This window comes from Achromobacter sp. UBA2119, assembly GCF_002331005.1.
GTDB classification, from domain to species: Bacteria; Pseudomonadota; Gammaproteobacteria; order Burkholderiales; family Burkholderiaceae_B; genus Achromobacter; species Achromobacter animicus.
In genome coordinates this window covers 413,983-431,219 of record NZ_DCYD01000009.1, presented here as the reverse complement: position 1 = coordinate 431,219, position 17,237 = coordinate 413,983, and the positions used below count along the sequence as shown (strand labels likewise).

Genomic DNA, 17,237 nt, shown 5'->3' with positions numbered 1-17,237 from the left:
ATGTTGTGCATGCAGGCCCTTTCGGTGCTGGTCTGGCGACGGCGCGTTACTCGCGGTTGCCGCCGAAGATGCCCAGCAGCATCAGCAGGTTCGAGAAGACGTTGTAGACGTCCAGGTAAATGGCCAGGGTGGCGGACACGTAGTTGGTCTCGCCGCCGTTGACCACGCGCTGCAGGTCAACCAGCATGAATGCCGAGAAGATCACGATGGCGAGCACCGAGATGGTCAGCATCAGGGCCGGCAGTTGCAGGAAGATGTTGGCCAGCGCGGCAACCAGGATCACGACGGCGCCGATGAACAGGAATTTCTGCAAACCCGACAGATCGCGCTTGATGGTCGTGGCGAGCGTGGCCATGGTGCCGAACACGATTGCGGTACCGCCGAACGCCGTCATGACGAGCTGCGAGCCGTTGCTCATGCCCATCACGAAGCCCAGCAGGCGCGACAGCATGACGCCCATGAAAAACGTGAAGGCCAGCAGCAGGACGACGCCCAGCGAGCTGTTCTTGTTCTTTTCAATGGCGAACATCAGGCCGAAGGCGCCGACCAGGAAGACGATGGCCGACAGGCCGGGGCTGGCGCCCATGACGCGGTTGATGCCGGTGTAGAGGCCGACCGCCGCGCCCAGCACTGTCGGGATCAGCGACAGGGCCAGAAGCCAGTACGTGTTGCGCAGGACCTGGTTGCGAGCGACCTCGCCCGGCGCGCCGGCGACAGAGCCGGAACGGTTAAAAGGGGACGGACGATATTCGTTCATGGAGAACTCCTGTATACGGCAAATATGGTGATTGCCTAGAAGGCTTAGATGCGAAGGATACCTTACAGTTCCCTGAAGAATCCAGTTTGAGAAAGAAGTAGGACTGCCCGTTTCAGGGCAAATTGATCCTGCGCATGGCGTAGGATCACCCTCGCCGAACCTCATTGAGCACGCGGGAAACAATAGCAGGCAATTCCGCGTCCATGCGCGCCTGAAGCTGCTGGACCGCATCGGCAAGCGCCTGCTGCATGAGCTGTTCGACCTCGGCCTGCAGGCGCGCGGCGAGGACGGTGGCGTCGGGCAGCGGGGCGGGGCGCACGGGGGCGGCGGCCGGTGAAGGCGCCGCCGGCGTGGCCGTTGGCGCGGCAAGCGGGGCCGCCGGCTCGGACGTCCGCGAAACCGGCAACACCGGCGGCTGGTCGTCGCCGGCCACGTCCGTCAGGACGGGAACCGGGTCATGTTCATAGGGGTCGTTTTCGTACACCGGACCCGCCTCGTCGGCCAGTTCGGTCAAGAGCGGCGCATCGGCGTCGTCGTCGGCCGGGTCGTGGAACGAGGGTTCTGCCCGATGGGTCAGGGTGGGGATGCCGGGGTCGGATGGGCGAGCGGGCATGGAAACTCCCGTAGTCTGGTGGAGCGCGGCGCGCGGGCGCGCGTGGGACGGTTCAGCCGCCTTGGGCCTTGCGGCTCAGGTCGTGGCTTTGCGGCGTATGACCGGCCGTCAGGTAGGTTCGCCAGCGCTGCCGGGCCGCCTGCTTGTCGTCGGGGTCGTCCGAGACGATTTCCAGCAGGCGCTCGAAAGCATCGAACCCGGGCGGACAATCGTCGTCGAGGTTCAGCAGCCAGGGCTGGGGCTGGTCGGGCTGCCCGGCCGCCTGCAGGGCCTGCAGCGGATCCCCGGCGGTGAGCACCACCGGAGTTTCAGCGGCCAGCGAATCATTTGCCAGCACGTGCGGCACGAAAGCCGTGTCGTCGAACGCCCACAGCATCCGGTCGAAGGCGGACAGGCGCGAACCGTCTTTACAGTACACCACCAGCCGCTGCCCGGCCAGGACGCGCTTGCGCACGACCTGGCAGGCCATGCGCAGGCGGTCCGGCGCGCCGAAGGCGAAGTCGATGCGCGTCATGGCGCTGTCGGCGTCCGGCGCTTCAAGCCTGGTCCAGCAGGTATTGCATCAGGAGCGGCACCGGACGGCCCGTTGCACCCTTGTCCTTGCCGCCGCGCCAGGCGGTGCCGGCGATGTCCAGGTGCGCCCAGGGGTATGCCTTGGCGAAGCGGGACAGGAAGCAAGCCGCCGTGACGGCGCCGGCCGGAGGCCCGCCGATGTTGGCGAGGTCAGCGAAGTTGGACTTGAGCTGTTCCTGGTAGGCGTCGTCCATGGGCATGCGCCATGCGGTGTCGAGCGAACGGCGGCCGGCCGAGGCCAGAGCGTCCGCCAGCGCGTCGTCCTTGGAGAACAGGCCGGTGTTGACGTTGCCCAGCGCGACGACGCACGCGCCGGTCAGCGTGGCGATGTCGATCACGGCCGACGGCTTGAAGCGTTCGGCGTAGGTGAGGGCGTCGCACAGGACCAGTCGGCCTTCGGCGTCGGTGTTCAGGATTTCGATGGTCAGGCCGGCCATGCTGGTGACCACGTCGCCCGGCTTGTTGGCCTTGCCGCTGGGCAGGTTCTCGCACGCGGGAATGAGGCCGACGACATCCAGCGGCAGTTCAAGTTCGGCCAGGGCGCGGAACGAGCCGAGCACGCTGGCGGCGCCGCACATGTCGTACTTCATTTCGTCCATGGTGGCCGCGGGCTTGAGCGAAATGCCGCCCGCGTCGAATGTGATGCCCTTGCCGACCAGCACGATCGGACCCTGCGCCGCCTTGGCGCCCTTCTTGGCAGCCTTGGCGCCGGCGTGGCGCAGCACGATGAAGCGCAGCGCTTCCTCGGAGCCGCGCGCAACCGACAGGAACGAGCCCATGCCCAGCGCCTCGACCTGCTTGCGGTCCAGGACCTCGACCTTCAGGGACTTGAATTCGCGCGCCAGACGCTTGGCGGTGTCGCCCAGGTAGGTCGGCGTGCAGATGTTGCCCGGCAGGTTGCCCAGCGTGCGGGTCAGCTCCATGCCGTTGGCGATGGCGCTGCCTTCGCGCAGGCCCTTCTGGGCCTGTGCCGCGTCGGCGCGCTCGACGACCTGCACGATCTTCTTGAGCTTGGGGCGCGCGTCGCGGTCGGGTTTGCCGAAGCTGGCGTCGTAGTGGTAGACCGCGCTGCCGGCCGCGATCGCGGCGCTGCGGGCGCGCGCAATGAGGTCGGTGTCGGCGATGGGATTGGCGAGCAGCGTGGACACGCCTTCGGCAAGCTGGGCGGCGACGCAGGAAGCGGCGAATGCCTGCTCGGCCGACGCGTGGGTGCGGGCCGAGTATTCTTCCTGCTTGCCCAGACCGACCAGCACCACACGCTGCGCGGCGACACCCGGCAGCGTACGCAGGGTCAGCGTCGCGCCGGCGCGGCCGCGGAATTCGCTTTTGACCACCGCACGCACGGCGCCGTTGGAAGCGCGGTCGATGATGTCGGCGGCGGGGCTCAACACGCCGTCCGCGAACACGCCGACGGCGAGGGCCGCGGTTTTGACCTGGTGCAGGGAAGCAGTGGTCTGTGTGCTAAATTCCATGAGGGTTTCCCGTGTGCGTCTGTGTATGATGCGGTCGATTATCCCGCATATTCTCCCATGTCTCTATTCAAACGCTCTGTCGTCAGCGAGATCACCAGTCACGCTGGCGTTGTCTTTTCCACGTTGCTCGTCGTGTGGCTCAGCGTGCTTCTCGTGCGCCTGCTCGGTGAAGCCGCGGGAGGCAACATCGGAGCGGACGTGGTGGTCGTGCTTGCCGCGCTGTCGACCATCACCGCGCTGCCGACCATTCTGGCGGTCTCGATCTTCATCGCGGTGCTGACCACGGTCACGCGAAACTACCGCGAATCCGAAATGGTCGTGTGGTTCGCCAGCGGCCTGTCGCTGGCAGACTGGCTCAAGCCCGTGCTGCGCGTGGCGGTCCCCGTCGCGATTGCCGTGGCAGGCCTGACGCTGGTCGCGTCGCCCTGGGCCTACCGCCAGATCGGCGAATACCACGAACGCTTCGAACAACGCTCCGACCTGTCCAAGGTCACGGCCGGCCAATTCGCTGAATCCTCCGGCGGCAGCCGCGTGTTCTTTGCTGAAGACCCCGTCAATCCCAGCGACGAACTCGGCAACGTCTTCGCGCGCGAGATCGGTCCTGAATGGCTCAGCGTGCTGACCGCAAGCAGCGCGCACAGCGAAACCCTGCCCAACGGCGACCGCTTCCTGGTGCTGGGCGAGGGCCATCGTTACGACCTGAAGCCGGGTACCCCCGAGCTTCGGCTGGTGCACTTCGAAAAATACGGCCTGCGCCTCGAAAGCAAGTCGGGTGGCGATCCGGTCGCCGAGGCCCGTGCAGCGGCAGAGCGGTCCTCCAAGGCGCGCAGCACGCCGCAGCTGGTTGAAGACAACACCAACAGCAGCTGGTCGCAGGTCATGTGGCGGATTTCGCTGCCGCTCGCCGCGCTGAATCTTGCGCTGCTGGCCATTCCGCTGGGCGCGGTAAATCCGCGGCTTGGGCGTTCGGGCGACCTGCTCATCGCCGGTCTGGTCGGTCTGCTCTATATGAACCTGATCAACCTGTCGCGCGCCTGGATCTCCAACGGCAAGCTCAGTTTTGGTCTGGGCGTGTGGCTCATCCACGGCGCCGTCGCGCTGCTGACCGCCTTCCTGCTGATGCGCCGCCTGCGCGTGAAGGCGCCGAAGAGCAGCGCTTAGCGTAGCGGGCGCCGCCGGCCGGCGCGCTCAGGGCAGATACTTCATCGTTCCACGCCGGCCTGCCAACAGGTCGGCGTTTTTCAATACCGATTTGCGGATGAACTCCCACAGCACCGTTACGCGCTTGAGCTTGCGCAGGTCTTCGTGGCAGTACATCCAGAACGAGCGCGTGATGGCGATCTCGTCCTGCAGCACGGGTTTCAGCCGCGGATCCTGGGCCGCGATGAAGCACGGCAGGATCGCGAGCGACTGGCCCTGCAGCGCCGCGTGGTACTGGGCCACGACGCTCGTGCTGCGCAACACCACCTTGCTTGCCGGCAGCACGTCTTCCAGATAGCGCAGGCGCTCGCTGAATAGCAGCTCGTCCACATAGCCAATGAACGTGTGATCCGCGAGGTCCTCGCGGCGCGTGATGGGCGCATGGTTCGCCAGATAGCCAGGTGTGCCGTACAGCCGCAGCGTGTAATCGCAAAGCTTGCTGCACACATAGGGACCGCGCTGCGGGCGCTCGATGGTGATGGCCAGATCGGCCTCGCGCTTGGACAGGCTGACAAAGCGCGGCACGGGCAGGATATCCAGCGTGATGTGCGGATAGCGCCGCTGGAAGTCTGCGGCAAGCGGGGTGAGCACATAGCTGCCGAAGCCTTCGGTGGCGCCGATGCGCAGATGCCCCGACAGCGCCTGCCCGATGCCGGACAGGTTCTCGCGCGCGGTGTGCACGACGCTTTCCATCTGCTCGGCATGGACGAATAGGCGCTGGCCGTCGTCCGTCAGCACGAAGCCCGCGCTGCGGGATTTTTCAAAGAGCAGGGTGTCCAGTTCCGTTTCCAGCGCCCGGATGCGGCGCGACACCGTGGTGTGTTCCACGCCCAGCTTGCGTGCCGCTGCGCTGACGCGCTGCGTGCGCGCCACTTCCAGGAAATACCGCAGGCTGTCCCAATCAAGCAAGATCCATCGCTCCAAGGCCCCGGCAGCACGCTGCAACGCGGGTTTTTTTGTGTGTGCATGAATGCACAAGGAATGTGCATTTCTGGTGTTGCTTGTTGATTTTCACACATCTACACTGGATCGGCTGGCCTTGGGCTATGCCCTGGGACCGCAGGCCGCGAAGACGGCGCCACAACGCTAACACTCAGCGCATAAAAACTCAGGAGACAAATCCATGAAATTGCACGCACGCGGGCTCGCCGCAGGCTTATGTCTGGGCGCCGGTTTGCTTGGGCAGGCCCATGCGGCGGATAAGCCGCCAGTGAAGATCGGCATTCTGACGGATATGTCCGGCACCTATGCCGGCATGGGGGGCGCAGGTTCGGTCGCCGCGGCGCAGTTGGCCATCGACGACTGCCTCGCGGCGGAATGCAAAGGCATGAAGATCGACCTGGTGTCCGCGGACAACCAGAACAAGGCGGACGTCGGCGCCGCGCGCGCCCGCGAATGGTTCGACCGCGACGGCGTTACAGCCATCGCAGACCTCACCAATTCCGCCGTGGCGCTGGCCGTACAGGGCATCGCCCGCGAAAAGAACAAGGTCGTGATGTTCTCCGGTCCGGCCACCACGGCCCTGACCAACAAAGAATGCTCGCCGGTCGGCTTTCACTGGATGTTCGACACCTACTCGCAGTCTGCGGGCGGCGCCAAAGCCACCGTGCGCGAGGGCGGCAAGTCCTGGTTCTTCATCACCGTCGACTATGCGTTCGGCCACTCGCTGGAAGCCGACACGGCCAAGGCGGTGAAAGCGTTGGGCGGCACGGTGGCGGGCAGCGTGCGGCATCCGCTGAACGCACCCGACTTCGCGTCCTATCTCTTGCAGGCGCAAAGCTCCAAGGCGCAGGTGGTGGCGCTGGCCAACGGCGGCCAGGACACCGTCAACGCGGTCAAGCAGGCGCGCGAGTTCGGCATTGTGGCCGGCGGCCAGCGCCTGGTTTCGCTGCTGATCTTCCTGTCCGACCTGCGTGCGCTCGGCCTGGAGAACGCCCAAGGGTTGTCCTACGTGGACGGTTTTTACTGGGACTACGACGACGCCACGCGCGAGTGGTCCGGCCGTTTCGAGAAGGCCTTCCGCGGCCTGAAGCCCACCATGACGCAGGCCGGCGTGTATTCCAGCGTGCTGCATTACCTGCGCGCCGTGGCCGCCGTCAACAGTACGGATGGCAAGGTCGTGGCCGACAAGATGCGCGAGATTCCCATCAAGGATCCCATCATGCGCAACGCGTCGATCCGCCCGGACGGCCGCGTGATCCACGATATGTACCTGTACGAAGTCAAGAAGCCCGCGGACTCCAAGGGCGGCTGGGATTATTCGAAGCTGGTGGCCACCATTCCGGCGGCCGAAGCCTTCCAGCCCCTGGCCGATTCGAGCTGCCCGCTGGTGAAGAAATAATCCGAGGCCCGCGGGCGTTGTCCCGCGGGCCCGGTTCGATCCAAGAACGCGGACGACCATCCGCATCGACTACGCAGTGTGAGGAGCATCAAAATGAGTGAAGTCCCGCGCGTTCCGCTACTGATCGGCGGCAAGCTTGTGCAGTCCAAAACCACCGAATGGCGAGACGTGATCAACCCCGCCACCCAGGAGGTCGTCGCCAAGGTGCCCTTCGCCACGCGCGAAGAACTGGACCTGGCCGTCTCCAACGCCAAGGAGGCTTTCAAGACCTGGCGCAACGCCGGGCAGGGCGCACGCATGCGCGTCATGCTCAAGTTCCAGGAGCTGCTGCGCGCCAATACCGGCAAGCTGGCCGAGATGATTACCCGCGAACACGGCAAGACGCTGCCGGACGCCGAGGGTGAAGTCGGCCGCGGTCTGGAAGTGGTCGAGCACGCCTGCTCGATCGCCAACCTGCAATTGGGCGAATACGCGGAAAACGCGGCGTCCGGGATCGACGTCTACACGCTGATCCAGCCGCTGGGCGTGTGCGCGGGCATCACTGCGTTCAATTTCCCGGTGATGCTGCCGTGCTTCATGTTCCCCATCGCCGTGGCCTGCGGCAATACGTTCGTGCTCAAGCCCTCCGAGCAGGATCCGACCTCGTCGCTGTTCCTGGCGGAACTGGCGCTGGAAGCCGGCCTGCCGCCTGGTGTGCTGAACGTGGTGCACGGCGGCCCGGAAACGGCCAACGGCCTGTGCGAGCATCCGGACATCAAGGCGGTTTCGTTCATCGGCTCGACCCGCGTGGGCACCGAGATCTACAACCGCGCATCGGCTGCCGGCAAGCGCTGCCAGTCGATGATGGGCGCCAAGAACCACTGCGTGGTTCTGCCGGACGCTGATCCGGAAGTCGCATTGAACCAACTGCTCGGGGCCGCCTTCGGTGCGGCCGGCCAACGCTGCATGGCGTCGTCCGTGGCCGTGCTGGTGGGCGAGGCCCGCAACTGGCTGCCCGATTTCGTCGAACGCGCTAAGAAGCTCAAGGTCAACGCCGGCACGGACCGCCAGGCCGACCTGGGTCCGCTGGTGTCGCCCAATGCGAAAAAGCGCGTGGAAAGCCTGATCCAGAAGGGCGTGGACGAAGGCGCCAAGCTGCTGCTCGACGGCCGCAACCTGAAGGTGGCGGGTTTCGAGGAAGGCAACTTCGTCGGCCCGACCGTTTTCGACGGCGTTGCCGAGAACATGACGATCTACACCGAGGAGATCTTCGGACCGGTCCTGTGCTGCGTTGGCGTCGAGACGCTGGAAGACGCGGTGGAATTCATCAACCGCAACCCCAACGGCAACGGCGTCGCCCTGTTCACGCAGGACGGGGGCGCCGCGCGCTACTTCCAGAACAACATCGACGTGGGCCAGGTCGGCATCAACGTGCCGATTCCGGTGCCGGTGGCGTGGTTCAGCTTCACGGGTTCGCGCGGTTCCAAGCTGGGCGACCTGGGCCCCAACGGCAAGCAGGCGGTGCAGTTCTGGACGCAGACCAAGACGGTCACCGCACGCTGGTCGGCGCATGCCAAGACCGTCAATACCACGATCTCGATGCGCTAAAAGAGGGGACGCCTTGCTCCTAAGCTTATACGAATAATTCATATAGCAAGGCGTTCTTATTACTTATAATTGGCCCGTCTATCAGGGGCCAATTAATGAACCTCCAGCAATTTCGTTTCGTGCGTGAAACCATCCGGCGCGACTTCAACCTGACCGAAGCCGCCCGGATGCTCTACACGTCGCAGCCCGGCGTTTCCAAGGCCATCATCGAGTTCGAAGACGAGCTGGGCATCAAGATCTTCGAACGCCACGGCAAGCGCATCAAGGGGCTGACCAAGCCGGGTCTTGCCGTGTCGCAGGTGATCGACCGCATCATGCGCGAAGTCGACAACCTGAAGAAAGTCAGCGACGAATTCGCGCGCCGCGATGAAGGCGGCCTGGTTATTGCCTGCACCCACACGCAGGCGCGCTATCTGCTGCCGCGCGTCATTCCCGCGTTCCGCAAGCAATTCCCCAAGGTTCACCTGTCGCTGGCCGAGGGCAGCCCCGCCCAGCTTGCTGAAATGGTCTTGCATGAACAAGCCGATCTGGCGCTGGCCACCGAATCGCTGGCGTTGACGCCGGGCCTGGCCACCTTGCCGGTCTATGCGTGGGAACACACCGTGGTGGTGCGGCCCGATCATCCGCTGGCCGAACTGACCTCCAGCGCCGCCAAGCGTCTGTCGCTGGCGCAACTGGCCGAGTACCCCATCGTGACCTACGACCGCGCTTTTACCGGCCGCAGCACGATCGACGAGATCTTTGCCAACCAGGGCATTCATCCGGACATCGTGCTGGAGGCCATCGACGCCGACGTGATCAAGACGTATGTGGACGTGGGCCTGGGCATCGGCATCATCGCGGGCGTCGCCTATGACCCGCGACGTGATTCAAATCTGGTCGGCCTGCCGGTGGGGCACCTGTTCGGCACGCATACGACCCGCGTGGGCGTGAAAGCGGGTGTGTTCCTGCGCGACTACGTCTACACCTTCCTGGAAATGCTGGCGCCTTCGCTGACCCGGGCGGTGGTGACCGATGCGGTGCAGGGCGCGCCGAAATAGCCTCTGCCGGCTGCCGGCGCCTGCCTCGACAACACGCGACGTCCTTTCGACGTCGCGTTTTTTTTGCCCGATGACCCTGTGGAAAGCGTGAGACGGCTATCCCTTTCCCTAAGCTCATAAAAATAATTAAATAAGAACCGATCTCATTTGAGTTGACGAAAAAATAGGAATCATTATCATTACATCCAGGCTCAACGACCCAGTGAGGTAAATCATGACGGCAGGACTTAGTGCAGTGGTAGTGGGCGCCGACCGCCTCGGCAATATTCCCGATCTGCTAAAAGGACACAACATCTCGATCACGCACCACATCAGCGGGCGCGATCCTTCACATCAGAAGAAGACCCTGCAACTGCCCTCGGGCACGCAACTGGTCATCCTGCTTACCGATTTTCTTGGCCACAACGTCATGAAGACGTTCCGCAACGCCGCGCAGCGCGGTGGCATCCGGGTCGTCGCTTGTCGCCGTTCCGTGTGCAGCATGCAGCAGGCGCTGCAGCAATGCGGCCTGTGCCCGCGCGCCGGTACCGTTCATTGATGGGACGCGTCTTGCCGCGCATCCACGACAAACTGGGGAGGCCGATACGGCCTGCGGTCTGAACGCCGCGAAGAGAACAAACAAAAACGCCGCCGGACGAAAGTCTGGCGGCGTTTTGCATTTTGGACGATGGCGGCAGGTAGGCCTGCGTGCGACTATGTTGCCTTGAGCCTGGACAGGGCAGGGCGGTCAGTTTGCCGCGCGGGCCGAAGCCATCAGGGTGTTGTCGAGGCGGCGGGCGCCGTTGTAGCGCTTGGACCAGTAGGCCATGGTCATGTTTTCGACACGCACCACGCCGCCGGCGCTGGGGGAATGCACGAAGCGGTCGTCGCCCAGGTAGATGCCAACGTGGGAATAACGGCGGCCCATGGTGTTGAAGAAGACGAGGTCGCCGGCCTGCAGTTCGTTCTTGGCGACGGCCACGCCTTGCTGGGCGATTTCGGCGGCGTTGCGGGGGAGCTTGAGGCCCAGGCCGCGTTCGGCCGAGTATGCGACGAGGCCGCTGCAGTCAAAGCCGGTGTCGGGGGAACTGCCGCCGAAGCGGTAGCGGATGCCCAGGTGATTCAGGGCTTCGCTGACCATGCCGTTGTCGGTGCCGACACCCGAATGGGTACGCTGGCGTTCACGCTTGAATTTCTGGACCACCAGCATGCCGATGGGATCATCGGCGGTGGCAACCCACTCCGTTTCGTAAGGATCGATCTCGGACGTATGGGCGGTTGACTTTTGACTAGTGCTTGCACAACCCGCCAGACCCGCAAAGCAAGCAATCAACGCGAGCATGCGCAGACCGCGCTTTGCATGGCCAGTGGTTGAATTGAATCGCGCGGGTATGGAGTGTCGATGCATTCGCCTGGGGATGATTCACTGAACACAGCAAAAACCGCGCATTAGCCGCGGTTGGGGCCGAAATGTCAGCAAATTCAACAATCATGTGCAACTTCGCGGGGATTCTACCAAACTTTTAGTGCCGGTTCGTTACGTATCGGCCCTAAAGATCCATGCAGCGTGGACATCTGGAAGAATTTTTTGACGTGCGGCAAGTCTCGTGCAAGGTTTGCCTACCAGAATGACCGAAATGATTAGACAAAAAATCAATCAGCCTTAAGGCCTATGAACAATACCAGGAGACAGACATGCAAAGAACCCGGGATTTCCACTATCGCTCGGTGAATGACCGCGACGCCTTCTGGCGCGAAGAGGCCACGCGCATCCACTGGGAAACGCCTTTTGACAATGTGCTGGACTTCTCCCGTCCGCCCTTCGCCAGGTGGTTCGTGGGCGGGCGCACCAATCTTTGCTACAACGCCGTGGACCGCTGGCTGCCGACACAGGCGGACAAGCCGGCGCTGATCTGGGTGTCCACCGAGGTGGACCGTGAGCAGGTCTACACGCGGCAGGACGTCTTCGAGGAAGTGAACGCGGCAGCCGCCATGCTGCGCGAGTTGGGCGTGGAACGCGGCGACCGGGTGCTGCTTTACATGCCGATGGTGCCGGAAGCCGTGTTCACCATGCTTGCCTGCGCGCGCATCGGGGCAGTGCATTCGGTGGTGTTCGGCGGGTTTGCATCCGTGAACCTGGCGCAGCGCATCGACGATGCGTCGCCCAAGGTAGTGGTGTGTACGGACGGCGGCTCGCGGGCCGGCAAGGTCGTGCCGTACAAGCCGCTCCTGGATCGCGCCTTGAGCCTGGCCAAGTCGCCACCGGGCTCGGTGGTGGTGTTCGACCGCGGCCTGGCCCCGTTCGAACCGGTGGCGGGTCGCGATCTGGATTACGCGACGCTGCGCGAACGCCACCGCGGCGCGCGGGTGCCCGTCGAGTGGCTGGAATCGTCCGAGCCCAGCTACATCCTCTACACCTCCGGAACCACCGGCCGCCCCAAGGGCGTGCAGCGCGACACGGGCGGATACGCCGTGGCGCTGGCGTCGTCCATGGAATATTTGTTCGATGGCAAGCCCGGCGACACCTATTTCTGCACCAGCGACATCGGCTGGGTGGTCGGGCATTCCTACATCGTCTACGGACCGCTCATCGGCGGGCAATCGACCATCCTGTACGAGGGAACACCCGTGCGCCCGGACGGCGCGATTCTCTGGAAGCTGGTCGAGCAATTCGGCGTGAACACGCTGTTTTCGGCGCCGACGGCAGTGCGCGTGCTCAAGCGCCAGGATCCCGAGCTCCTGAGGCGGCACGATCTGTCCACGCTCCGCGCCGTCTATCTGGCCGGCGAACCGCTCGACGAGCCGACGGCGCAATGGATCTCGGAAGGCCTGGGCAAACCCATCATCGACAACTACTGGCAGACGGAATCCGGCTGGCCGATCCTGTCGGCGCAGCCGGGCGTGGAAAAGGTCGCCACCCGGTTCGGCAGCCCGTCGTTCCCGGTCTACGGCTTTGACGCGCGCATCGTCAGCGAATCCACCGGCGAAGACCTGGGTCCGGACGAGAAGGGCGTGGTCGCCATCGTGCCGCCGCTGCCGCCCGGCGCCATGTCCACCATCTGGGGCGACGACGCGCGCTTCGTCGAAACCTACTTCACGTCGATTCCTGGCCGGCAGGTGTATTCGACCTTCGACTGGGGGCGGGTGGACGCCGATGGCTACTGGTTCATCCTGGGCCGCACGGACGACGTGATCAATGTGGCGGGCCACCGGTTGGGCACGCGCGAGATCGAGGAGTCGGTCAACAGCCACAACGGCATCGCGGAATGCGCGGTGGTGGGTGTGTCCGACCCCCTAAAGGGGCAGGTCGCCATGGCGTTTGCCGTGCTGAAGAATCCCGCCGGCGCCGACACGCCGGAAGCGGCAAAGGCGCTGGAAGCGGATATCATGCGGCTGGTGGAAGAACAGCTTGGGGCGGTGGCAAGGCCGGCCAGGATCCGGTTCGTGGGCGCCCTGCCCAAGACCCGTTCCGGCAAGGTGCTGCGCCGCGCGATCGTCGCGGTATGCGAGTCGCGCGATCCCGGCGAACTGACCACCATGGAAGACCCTAACGCCCTCGAACAGATCAAGGAGTCACTGCAATGAAAACCAAACCCGTGCTGAGCGCCGACGACGTCAAAAAGATCCTGGCCGCGGCCGAAGCACACGCCTTGCAGAACAAGTGGGCCGTCACCATTGCCGTGACCGACGATGGCGGCCATCTGCTGGGCATGCTGCGCCTGGACGATGCGGCGCCGATCTCGTCGCACATCGCGCCCGCCAAGGCCAAGACGGCCGCGCTGGGCCGCCGCGAATCGCGCATCTACGAAGAACTGATCAACAACGGTCGCTACTCGTTCCTGTCGGCGCCGCTGATCGAAGGCATGCTCGAGGGCGGCGTGCCGGTCGTCGTTGACGGCCAGGTCGTCGGCGCGGTGGGAGTTTCGGGCGTCAAGTCGACCGAAGACGTGCAGATCGCGCAAGCAGGCATCGCCGCGCTGGGCCTATGAGCCAGGCGCTGCCGCCGGAAACGCCGGCTGGCGTTTCCGCGCAGGACACCCGGGGGGCGGACAGCGGTCCGCTGAACCCCGGCGTGAAACGGCGCGAAGTCTGGGCCTGGGCCATGTACGACTTCGCGAACTCCGGATACACCACCGTGATCCTCACGGCGGTTTTCAGCACCTATTTCGTCGGCGTCGTCGCCGGGCGTGCCACATGGGCCACGCTCGCGTGGACGTCCGCGCTGTCGCTGTCGTACCTCGTCATCATGCTGACCATGCCTACGCTGGGCGCCCGCGCCGATGCACGGGCCAGCAAGCGGCGGCTGCTCTACACCAGCACGGCCGGCTGCGTGGCGGGCACGCTGGTCCTGACGCAAGCGGGGCCGGGCGACGTCTGGCTGGCGCTTGCCGCCATCGTCGTGTCCAACTACTGCTATTGCGTTGGCGAATCCGTGGTCGCGGCGTTCCTGCCTGAACTGGCCAAGCCGCAGGCGTTGGGCCGCGTCTCGGGTTGGGGATGGAGCTTTGGCTATTTCGGCGGCATGCTGACGCTGGGGTTGTCGCTTGTCGTGGTGACGCTGGCCGAAGGGCGAGGCGAGACCGCCGAGCAGTTCGTGCCCTGGGTCATTGTGGTGACAGCCTCGGTATTTGCGCTGGCCGCGCTGCCGTCGTTCTTCATGCTGCGCGAGCGCGCCAAGCCGCAGCAGGGCAATCCGCCCGCACTGCACATGCTCAAGCGCCTGGCCTACGCCTGGCGCGAAACGGGCCTGCATTTCCCGGAATTTCGCCGCCTGTTGATGTGCATTGCCTGCTACCAGGCCGGCATCTCGGTCGTGATCACGCTGGCCGCGGTGTATGCCTCGGAAGTCATGGGTTTCACTACGCCGCAGATCATGCTGCTGGTGTTCACCGTGAACATCGGCGCGGCGGCGGGGGCGTTTTCGTTCGGCTACGTGCAAGACCGCATCGGCCACAAGCCGGCGCTGGCCATCACGCTGGTCGGATGGATCGTGATGGTGCTGACGGCTTACGCGGCCGTGACCGCGCCGGTGTTCTGGGTGGCGGCAGTGCTGGCCGGCCTGTGCATGGGCACGACGCAGAGCGCGGGCCGTGCCATGACAGGCGCGCTGGCGCCGGCGGGCCGGCTGGCCGAGTTCTATTCGCTGTGGACCTTTTCCGTGCAGCTTGCCGCCGTGATCGGCCCGTTGACGTACGGGCTGGTGACGTGGGCCACGGAAGGCAATCATCGCCTGGCCATCCTCGTCACGGGGCTGTTCTTCGTCGGCGGACTGGTCCTGTTGTCGCGGGTGGACATGAAGCGCGGCCTCGCCCGGCAGGCCGCCTGAATGCGGTATACGCCAAGCGGGAAGCGACTGCTATCCTTATGGACTGCCTTGTGCCGCCGCGTCCCGATGCGGCGGCACATGCTGATTGCTTGGCATTGTTGGCGCGTCGCCGTGCGGCGCGTCGTTGGCTTGTGCATGCTGCCCGGTTGGCGCCTTGCGGCGTCTTCCTGCCCGGATCCGGCGCAGACGCATCGCCTTGGGCCTCGTCAATCTGCGGGCTCCGGCCCGCATTTTGCGTAAGGTGCCCGTAAGAGCGCGGCGATACGGTTGCAGGTGGGTAATAAAAAAGCAGCATAAACAACAGAATCACCGATTGGAGACAAGATCATGTCGAACGCTATTGAGTCCGTACTGGTGGAAAACCGCGTGTTTCCGCCGCCCGAGCGCGCCGCGCAGGGCGCCGCGATTTCCAGCATGGACGCCTACAACGCGCTGTGCGCGCAGGTCGAGAACGACTTCGACGGATTCTGGGCCGGACAGGCCCGCGACAATCTGCAGTGGACCAAGCCCTTCACGCAGGTGCTGGACGAGTCCGATGCCCCGTTCTACCGCTGGTTCGGCGACGGCGAACTGAACGTCTCGGCCAATTGCCTGGACGTACACCTCACCAACGGCAACGCCGACAAGACCGCCATCATCTTCGAATCCGACGATGGCAAGGTCGACAAGGTCACCTATCGCGAACTGCTGGCGCGCGTCTGCCGCTTCGCCAATGGGCTGGCGGCGCTGGGCTACAAGAAGGGCGATCGCGCCATCATCTACATGCCCATGTCCATCGAAGCCGTGGTCGCCATGCAGGCCTGCGCGCGTCTGGGCGTGACGCACTCGGTGGTGTTCGGCGGTTTCTCGGCCAAGAGCCTGCAGGAACGCATCGTCGACGTGGGCGCATCGCTCGTCATCACGGCCGACGAACAGGTGCGCGGCGGCAAGACCATTCCGCTCAAGCCCGCCGTTGAAGAAGCCATCGCGATGGGCGGTTGCGAAGCCGTCACCAAGGTCGTCGTGTACCGCCGCACGGGCGGCAAGGTGCAGTGGAACGAAGGCCGCGATCTCTGGATGCAGGACGTCGAGGCCGGCCAGCCCGACACCTGCGAACCGGTGTCGGTCAACGCCGAACACCCGCTCTTCATCCTGTACACCTCAGGTTCCACGGGCAAGCCCAAGGGCGTGCAGCATTCGTCCGCCGGCTACCTGTTGTGGGCGCTCCTGACCGTGAAGTGGACCTTCGACGCGCGCAAGGACGACGTCTACTGGTGCACCGCCGACGTGGGCTGGGTTACCGGTCACACGTACATCACCTACGGCCCGCTTGCTGCTGGCCTGACGCAGATCGTCTTCGAAGGCGTGCCCACGTTCCCCAACGCCGGCCGCTTCTGGGACATGATTGCGCGCCACAAGGTCACCACGTTCTATACGGCGCCGACCGCGATCCGCTCGCTGATCAAGGCGTCTGAAGCCACGCCCGACGCGCATCCCAAGAACTACGATCTGGACTCGCTGCGCATCATCGGCACGGTGGGCGAGCCCATCAACCCCGAAGCCTGGATGTGGTATCACAAGAACGTCGGCCGCGAGCGCTGCCCTATTGTGGATACCTGGTGGCAGACCGAAACCGGCGGGCACATGATCACGCCGCTGCCGGGCGCCACGCCCACCAAGCCGGGTTCGTGCACGCTGCCCCTGCCGGGCATTGCCGCAGCCATCGTCGACGAGACCGGCGGCGACGTGGACAAGGGAAATGGCGGCTTCCTGGTCATCAAGCGTCCGTGGCCCGCCATGATCCGCAACATCTGGGGCGATCCGGAACGCTTCAAGAAGAGCTACTTCCCGTCCGAACTGCGTGGCTATTACCTTGCGGGCGACGGTGCGCAGCGCGACGCGGACGGCTACTTCTGGATCATGGGCCGTATCGACGACGTGCTGAATGTCTCGGGTCACCGCCTGGGCACGATGGAAGTCGAGTCGGCGCTGGTGGCGCACGAAATGGTGGCCGAGGCCGCCGTCGTGGGCCGTCCCGACGACACGACCGGCGAGGCCGTTGTGGCCTTCGTCGTGCTCAAGCGCTCGCGTCCGGAAGGCGAAGAGGCCCAGGCCATCGCCAAGCAGTTGCGCGACTGGGTGGCCCGCGAGATCGGTCCCATCGCCAAGCCCAAGGACATCCGTTTCGGCGACAACCTGCCCAAGACCCGTTCGGGCAAGATCATGCGCCGCCTGCTGCGCGTGGTCGCCAAGGGCGAGGAAGTGACGCAGGACGTGTCCACGCTGGAAAATCCCGCCATCCTGGAGCAGCTCGCCAAGCCGCTGTAAATGCAACCGGCCGGATTTCACCGGCCGTTTGCAGCGCGACAG

Annotated in this window: 15 protein-coding genes; 9 read left to right on the top strand and 6 right to left on the bottom strand. The window is 64.7% G+C overall.

The window, feature by feature from the left end; genetic code table 11:
• Window positions 1–46: 46 nt before the first annotated feature.
• The 4 genes from B3098_RS07190 to B3098_RS07175 form a co-directional block, all read right to left on the bottom strand.
• The gene (locus B3098_RS07190) at window positions 47–757 is read right to left on the bottom strand and encodes a Bax inhibitor-1/YccA family protein (protein ID WP_175122939.1); all 711 of its coding nucleotides are present in this window, start codon (window positions 755–757) and stop codon (window positions 47–49) included.
• A 145-nt stretch (window positions 758–902) separates the two neighbouring features.
• Window positions 903–1,370, bottom strand: coding sequence for a hypothetical protein (locus B3098_RS07185; RefSeq protein ID WP_286893458.1), 468 nt, complete (start codon window positions 1,368–1,370; stop codon window positions 903–905).
• A gap of 52 nt (window positions 1,371–1,422) precedes the next feature.
• Window positions 1,423–1,884, bottom strand: coding sequence for a DNA polymerase III subunit chi (locus B3098_RS07180; RefSeq protein ID WP_191576738.1), 462 nt, complete (start codon window positions 1,882–1,884; stop codon window positions 1,423–1,425).
• A gap of 22 nt (window positions 1,885–1,906) precedes the next feature.
• A complete protein-coding gene (locus B3098_RS07175) occupies window positions 1,907–3,415 on the bottom strand; it encodes a leucyl aminopeptidase (protein WP_218345216.1) in 1,509 nt (502 codons plus the stop codon).
• 57 nt (window positions 3,416–3,472) lie between these two features.
• On the opposite strand from B3098_RS07175, the gene lptF reads away from it, so the two are divergent.
• Complete coding sequence (gene lptF / locus B3098_RS07170) at window positions 3,473–4,576, top strand: LPS export ABC transporter permease LptF (RefSeq protein ID WP_286893455.1); 1,104 nt, start codon at window positions 3,473–3,475, stop codon at window positions 4,574–4,576.
• Window positions 4,577–4,603: 27 nt separating this feature from the next.
• On the opposite strand, the gene B3098_RS07165 is transcribed toward lptF, so the two are convergent.
• Window positions 4,604–5,524 (bottom strand): LysR family transcriptional regulator, encoded by a 921-nt coding sequence (locus tag B3098_RS07165; RefSeq protein WP_175122934.1) that lies wholly within the window; start codon window positions 5,522–5,524, stop codon window positions 4,604–4,606.
• A 214-nt stretch (window positions 5,525–5,738) separates the two neighbouring features.
• On the opposite strand from B3098_RS07165, the gene B3098_RS07160 reads away from it, so the two are divergent.
• The 4 genes from B3098_RS07160 (at window position 5,739) to B3098_RS07145 (ending at window position 10,121) form a co-directional block, all read left to right on the top strand.
• On the top strand, window positions 5,739–6,956 hold the full coding sequence (locus B3098_RS07160; protein WP_286893452.1) for an ABC transporter substrate-binding protein: 1,218 nt from the start codon (window positions 5,739–5,741) through the stop codon (window positions 6,954–6,956).
• Between the two features lie 93 nt (window positions 6,957–7,049).
• Window positions 7,050–8,543 carry a CoA-acylating methylmalonate-semialdehyde dehydrogenase gene (locus B3098_RS07155; protein WP_218345215.1) on the top strand — a complete coding sequence of 498 codons (1,494 nt, stop codon included), beginning with the start codon at window positions 7,050–7,052 and terminating at the stop codon, window positions 8,541–8,543.
• A 95-nt stretch (window positions 8,544–8,638) separates the two neighbouring features.
• Window positions 8,639–9,583, top strand: coding sequence for a CysB family HTH-type transcriptional regulator (locus B3098_RS07150; protein ID WP_008161940.1), 945 nt, complete (start codon window positions 8,639–8,641; stop codon window positions 9,581–9,583).
• Between the two features lie 214 nt (window positions 9,584–9,797).
• Window positions 9,798–10,121 carry a DUF2325 domain-containing protein gene (locus B3098_RS07145; protein WP_035212827.1) on the top strand — a complete coding sequence of 108 codons (324 nt, stop codon included), beginning with the start codon at window positions 9,798–9,800 and terminating at the stop codon, window positions 10,119–10,121.
• Between the two features lie 189 nt (window positions 10,122–10,310).
• Here the strand turns inward: B3098_RS07145 and B3098_RS07140 are convergent, their stop codons facing one another.
• On the bottom strand, window positions 10,311–10,970 hold the full coding sequence (locus B3098_RS07140; RefSeq protein WP_286893428.1) for a C40 family peptidase: 660 nt from the start codon (window positions 10,968–10,970) through the stop codon (window positions 10,311–10,313).
• Window positions 10,971–11,218: 248 nt separating this feature from the next.
• Here B3098_RS07140 and B3098_RS07135 point away from each other — a divergent pair, with 248 nt between their 5' ends.
• From B3098_RS07135 to acs, 4 genes are all read left to right on the top strand, one after another.
• Window positions 11,219–13,147, top strand: a complete 1,929-nt coding sequence (locus B3098_RS07135) for a propionate--CoA ligase (protein WP_286894706.1) — start codon at window positions 11,219–11,221, stop codon at window positions 13,145–13,147.
• A complete protein-coding gene (locus tag B3098_RS07130) occupies window positions 13,144–13,551 on the top strand; it encodes a heme-binding protein (protein WP_056567970.1) in 408 nt (135 codons plus the stop codon). Before B3098_RS07135 ends, B3098_RS07130 begins: the two co-directional genes overlap by 4 nt.
• Window positions 13,548–14,888 carry an MFS transporter gene (locus B3098_RS07125; RefSeq protein WP_175122929.1) on the top strand — a complete coding sequence of 447 codons (1,341 nt, stop codon included), beginning with the start codon at window positions 13,548–13,550 and terminating at the stop codon, window positions 14,886–14,888. Before B3098_RS07130 ends, B3098_RS07125 begins: the two co-directional genes overlap by 4 nt.
• A 327-nt stretch (window positions 14,889–15,215) precedes the next feature.
• Window positions 15,216–17,195 (top strand): acetate--CoA ligase, encoded by a 1,980-nt coding sequence (acs, locus tag B3098_RS07120; protein WP_286893424.1) that lies wholly within the window; start codon window positions 15,216–15,218, stop codon window positions 17,193–17,195.
• Window positions 17,196–17,237: the final 42 nt, after the last annotated feature.

Excerpts from the sequence above, each read along its gene's own strand:
- B3098_RS07185 (WP_286893458.1), bottom strand. The coding sequence starts at position 1,370 with ATGCCCGCTCGCCCATCCGACCCCGGCATCCCCACCCTGACCCATCGG.
- acs (WP_286893424.1), top strand. The coding sequence starts at position 15,216 with ATGTCGAACGCTATTGAGTCCGTACTGGTGGAAAACCGCGTGTTTCCG.
- B3098_RS07155 (WP_218345215.1), top strand. The coding sequence starts at position 7,050 with ATGAGTGAAGTCCCGCGCGTTCCGCTACTGATCGGCGGCAAGCTTGTG.
- B3098_RS07130 (WP_056567970.1), top strand. The coding sequence starts at position 13,144 with ATGAAAACCAAACCCGTGCTGAGCGCCGACGACGTCAAAAAGATCCTG.
- B3098_RS07160 (WP_286893452.1), top strand. The coding sequence starts at position 5,739 with ATGAAATTGCACGCACGCGGGCTCGCCGCAGGCTTATGTCTGGGCGCC.
- lptF (WP_286893455.1), top strand. The coding sequence starts at position 3,473 with ATGTCTCTATTCAAACGCTCTGTCGTCAGCGAGATCACCAGTCACGCT.
- B3098_RS07180 (WP_191576738.1), bottom strand. The coding sequence starts at position 1,884 with ATGACGCGCATCGACTTCGCCTTCGGCGCGCCGGACCGCCTGCGCATG.
- B3098_RS07150 (WP_008161940.1), top strand. The coding sequence starts at position 8,639 with ATGAACCTCCAGCAATTTCGTTTCGTGCGTGAAACCATCCGGCGCGAC.
- B3098_RS07140 (WP_286893428.1), bottom strand. The coding sequence starts at position 10,970 with ATGCATCGACACTCCATACCCGCGCGATTCAATTCAACCACTGGCCAT.
- B3098_RS07175 (WP_218345216.1), bottom strand. The coding sequence starts at position 3,415 with ATGGAATTTAGCACACAGACCACTGCTTCCCTGCACCAGGTCAAAACC.
- B3098_RS07145 (WP_035212827.1), top strand. The coding sequence starts at position 9,798 with ATGACGGCAGGACTTAGTGCAGTGGTAGTGGGCGCCGACCGCCTCGGC.
- B3098_RS07190 (WP_175122939.1), bottom strand. The coding sequence starts at position 757 with ATGAACGAATATCGTCCGTCCCCTTTTAACCGTTCCGGCTCTGTCGCC.
- B3098_RS07125 (WP_175122929.1), top strand. The coding sequence starts at position 13,548 with ATGAGCCAGGCGCTGCCGCCGGAAACGCCGGCTGGCGTTTCCGCGCAG.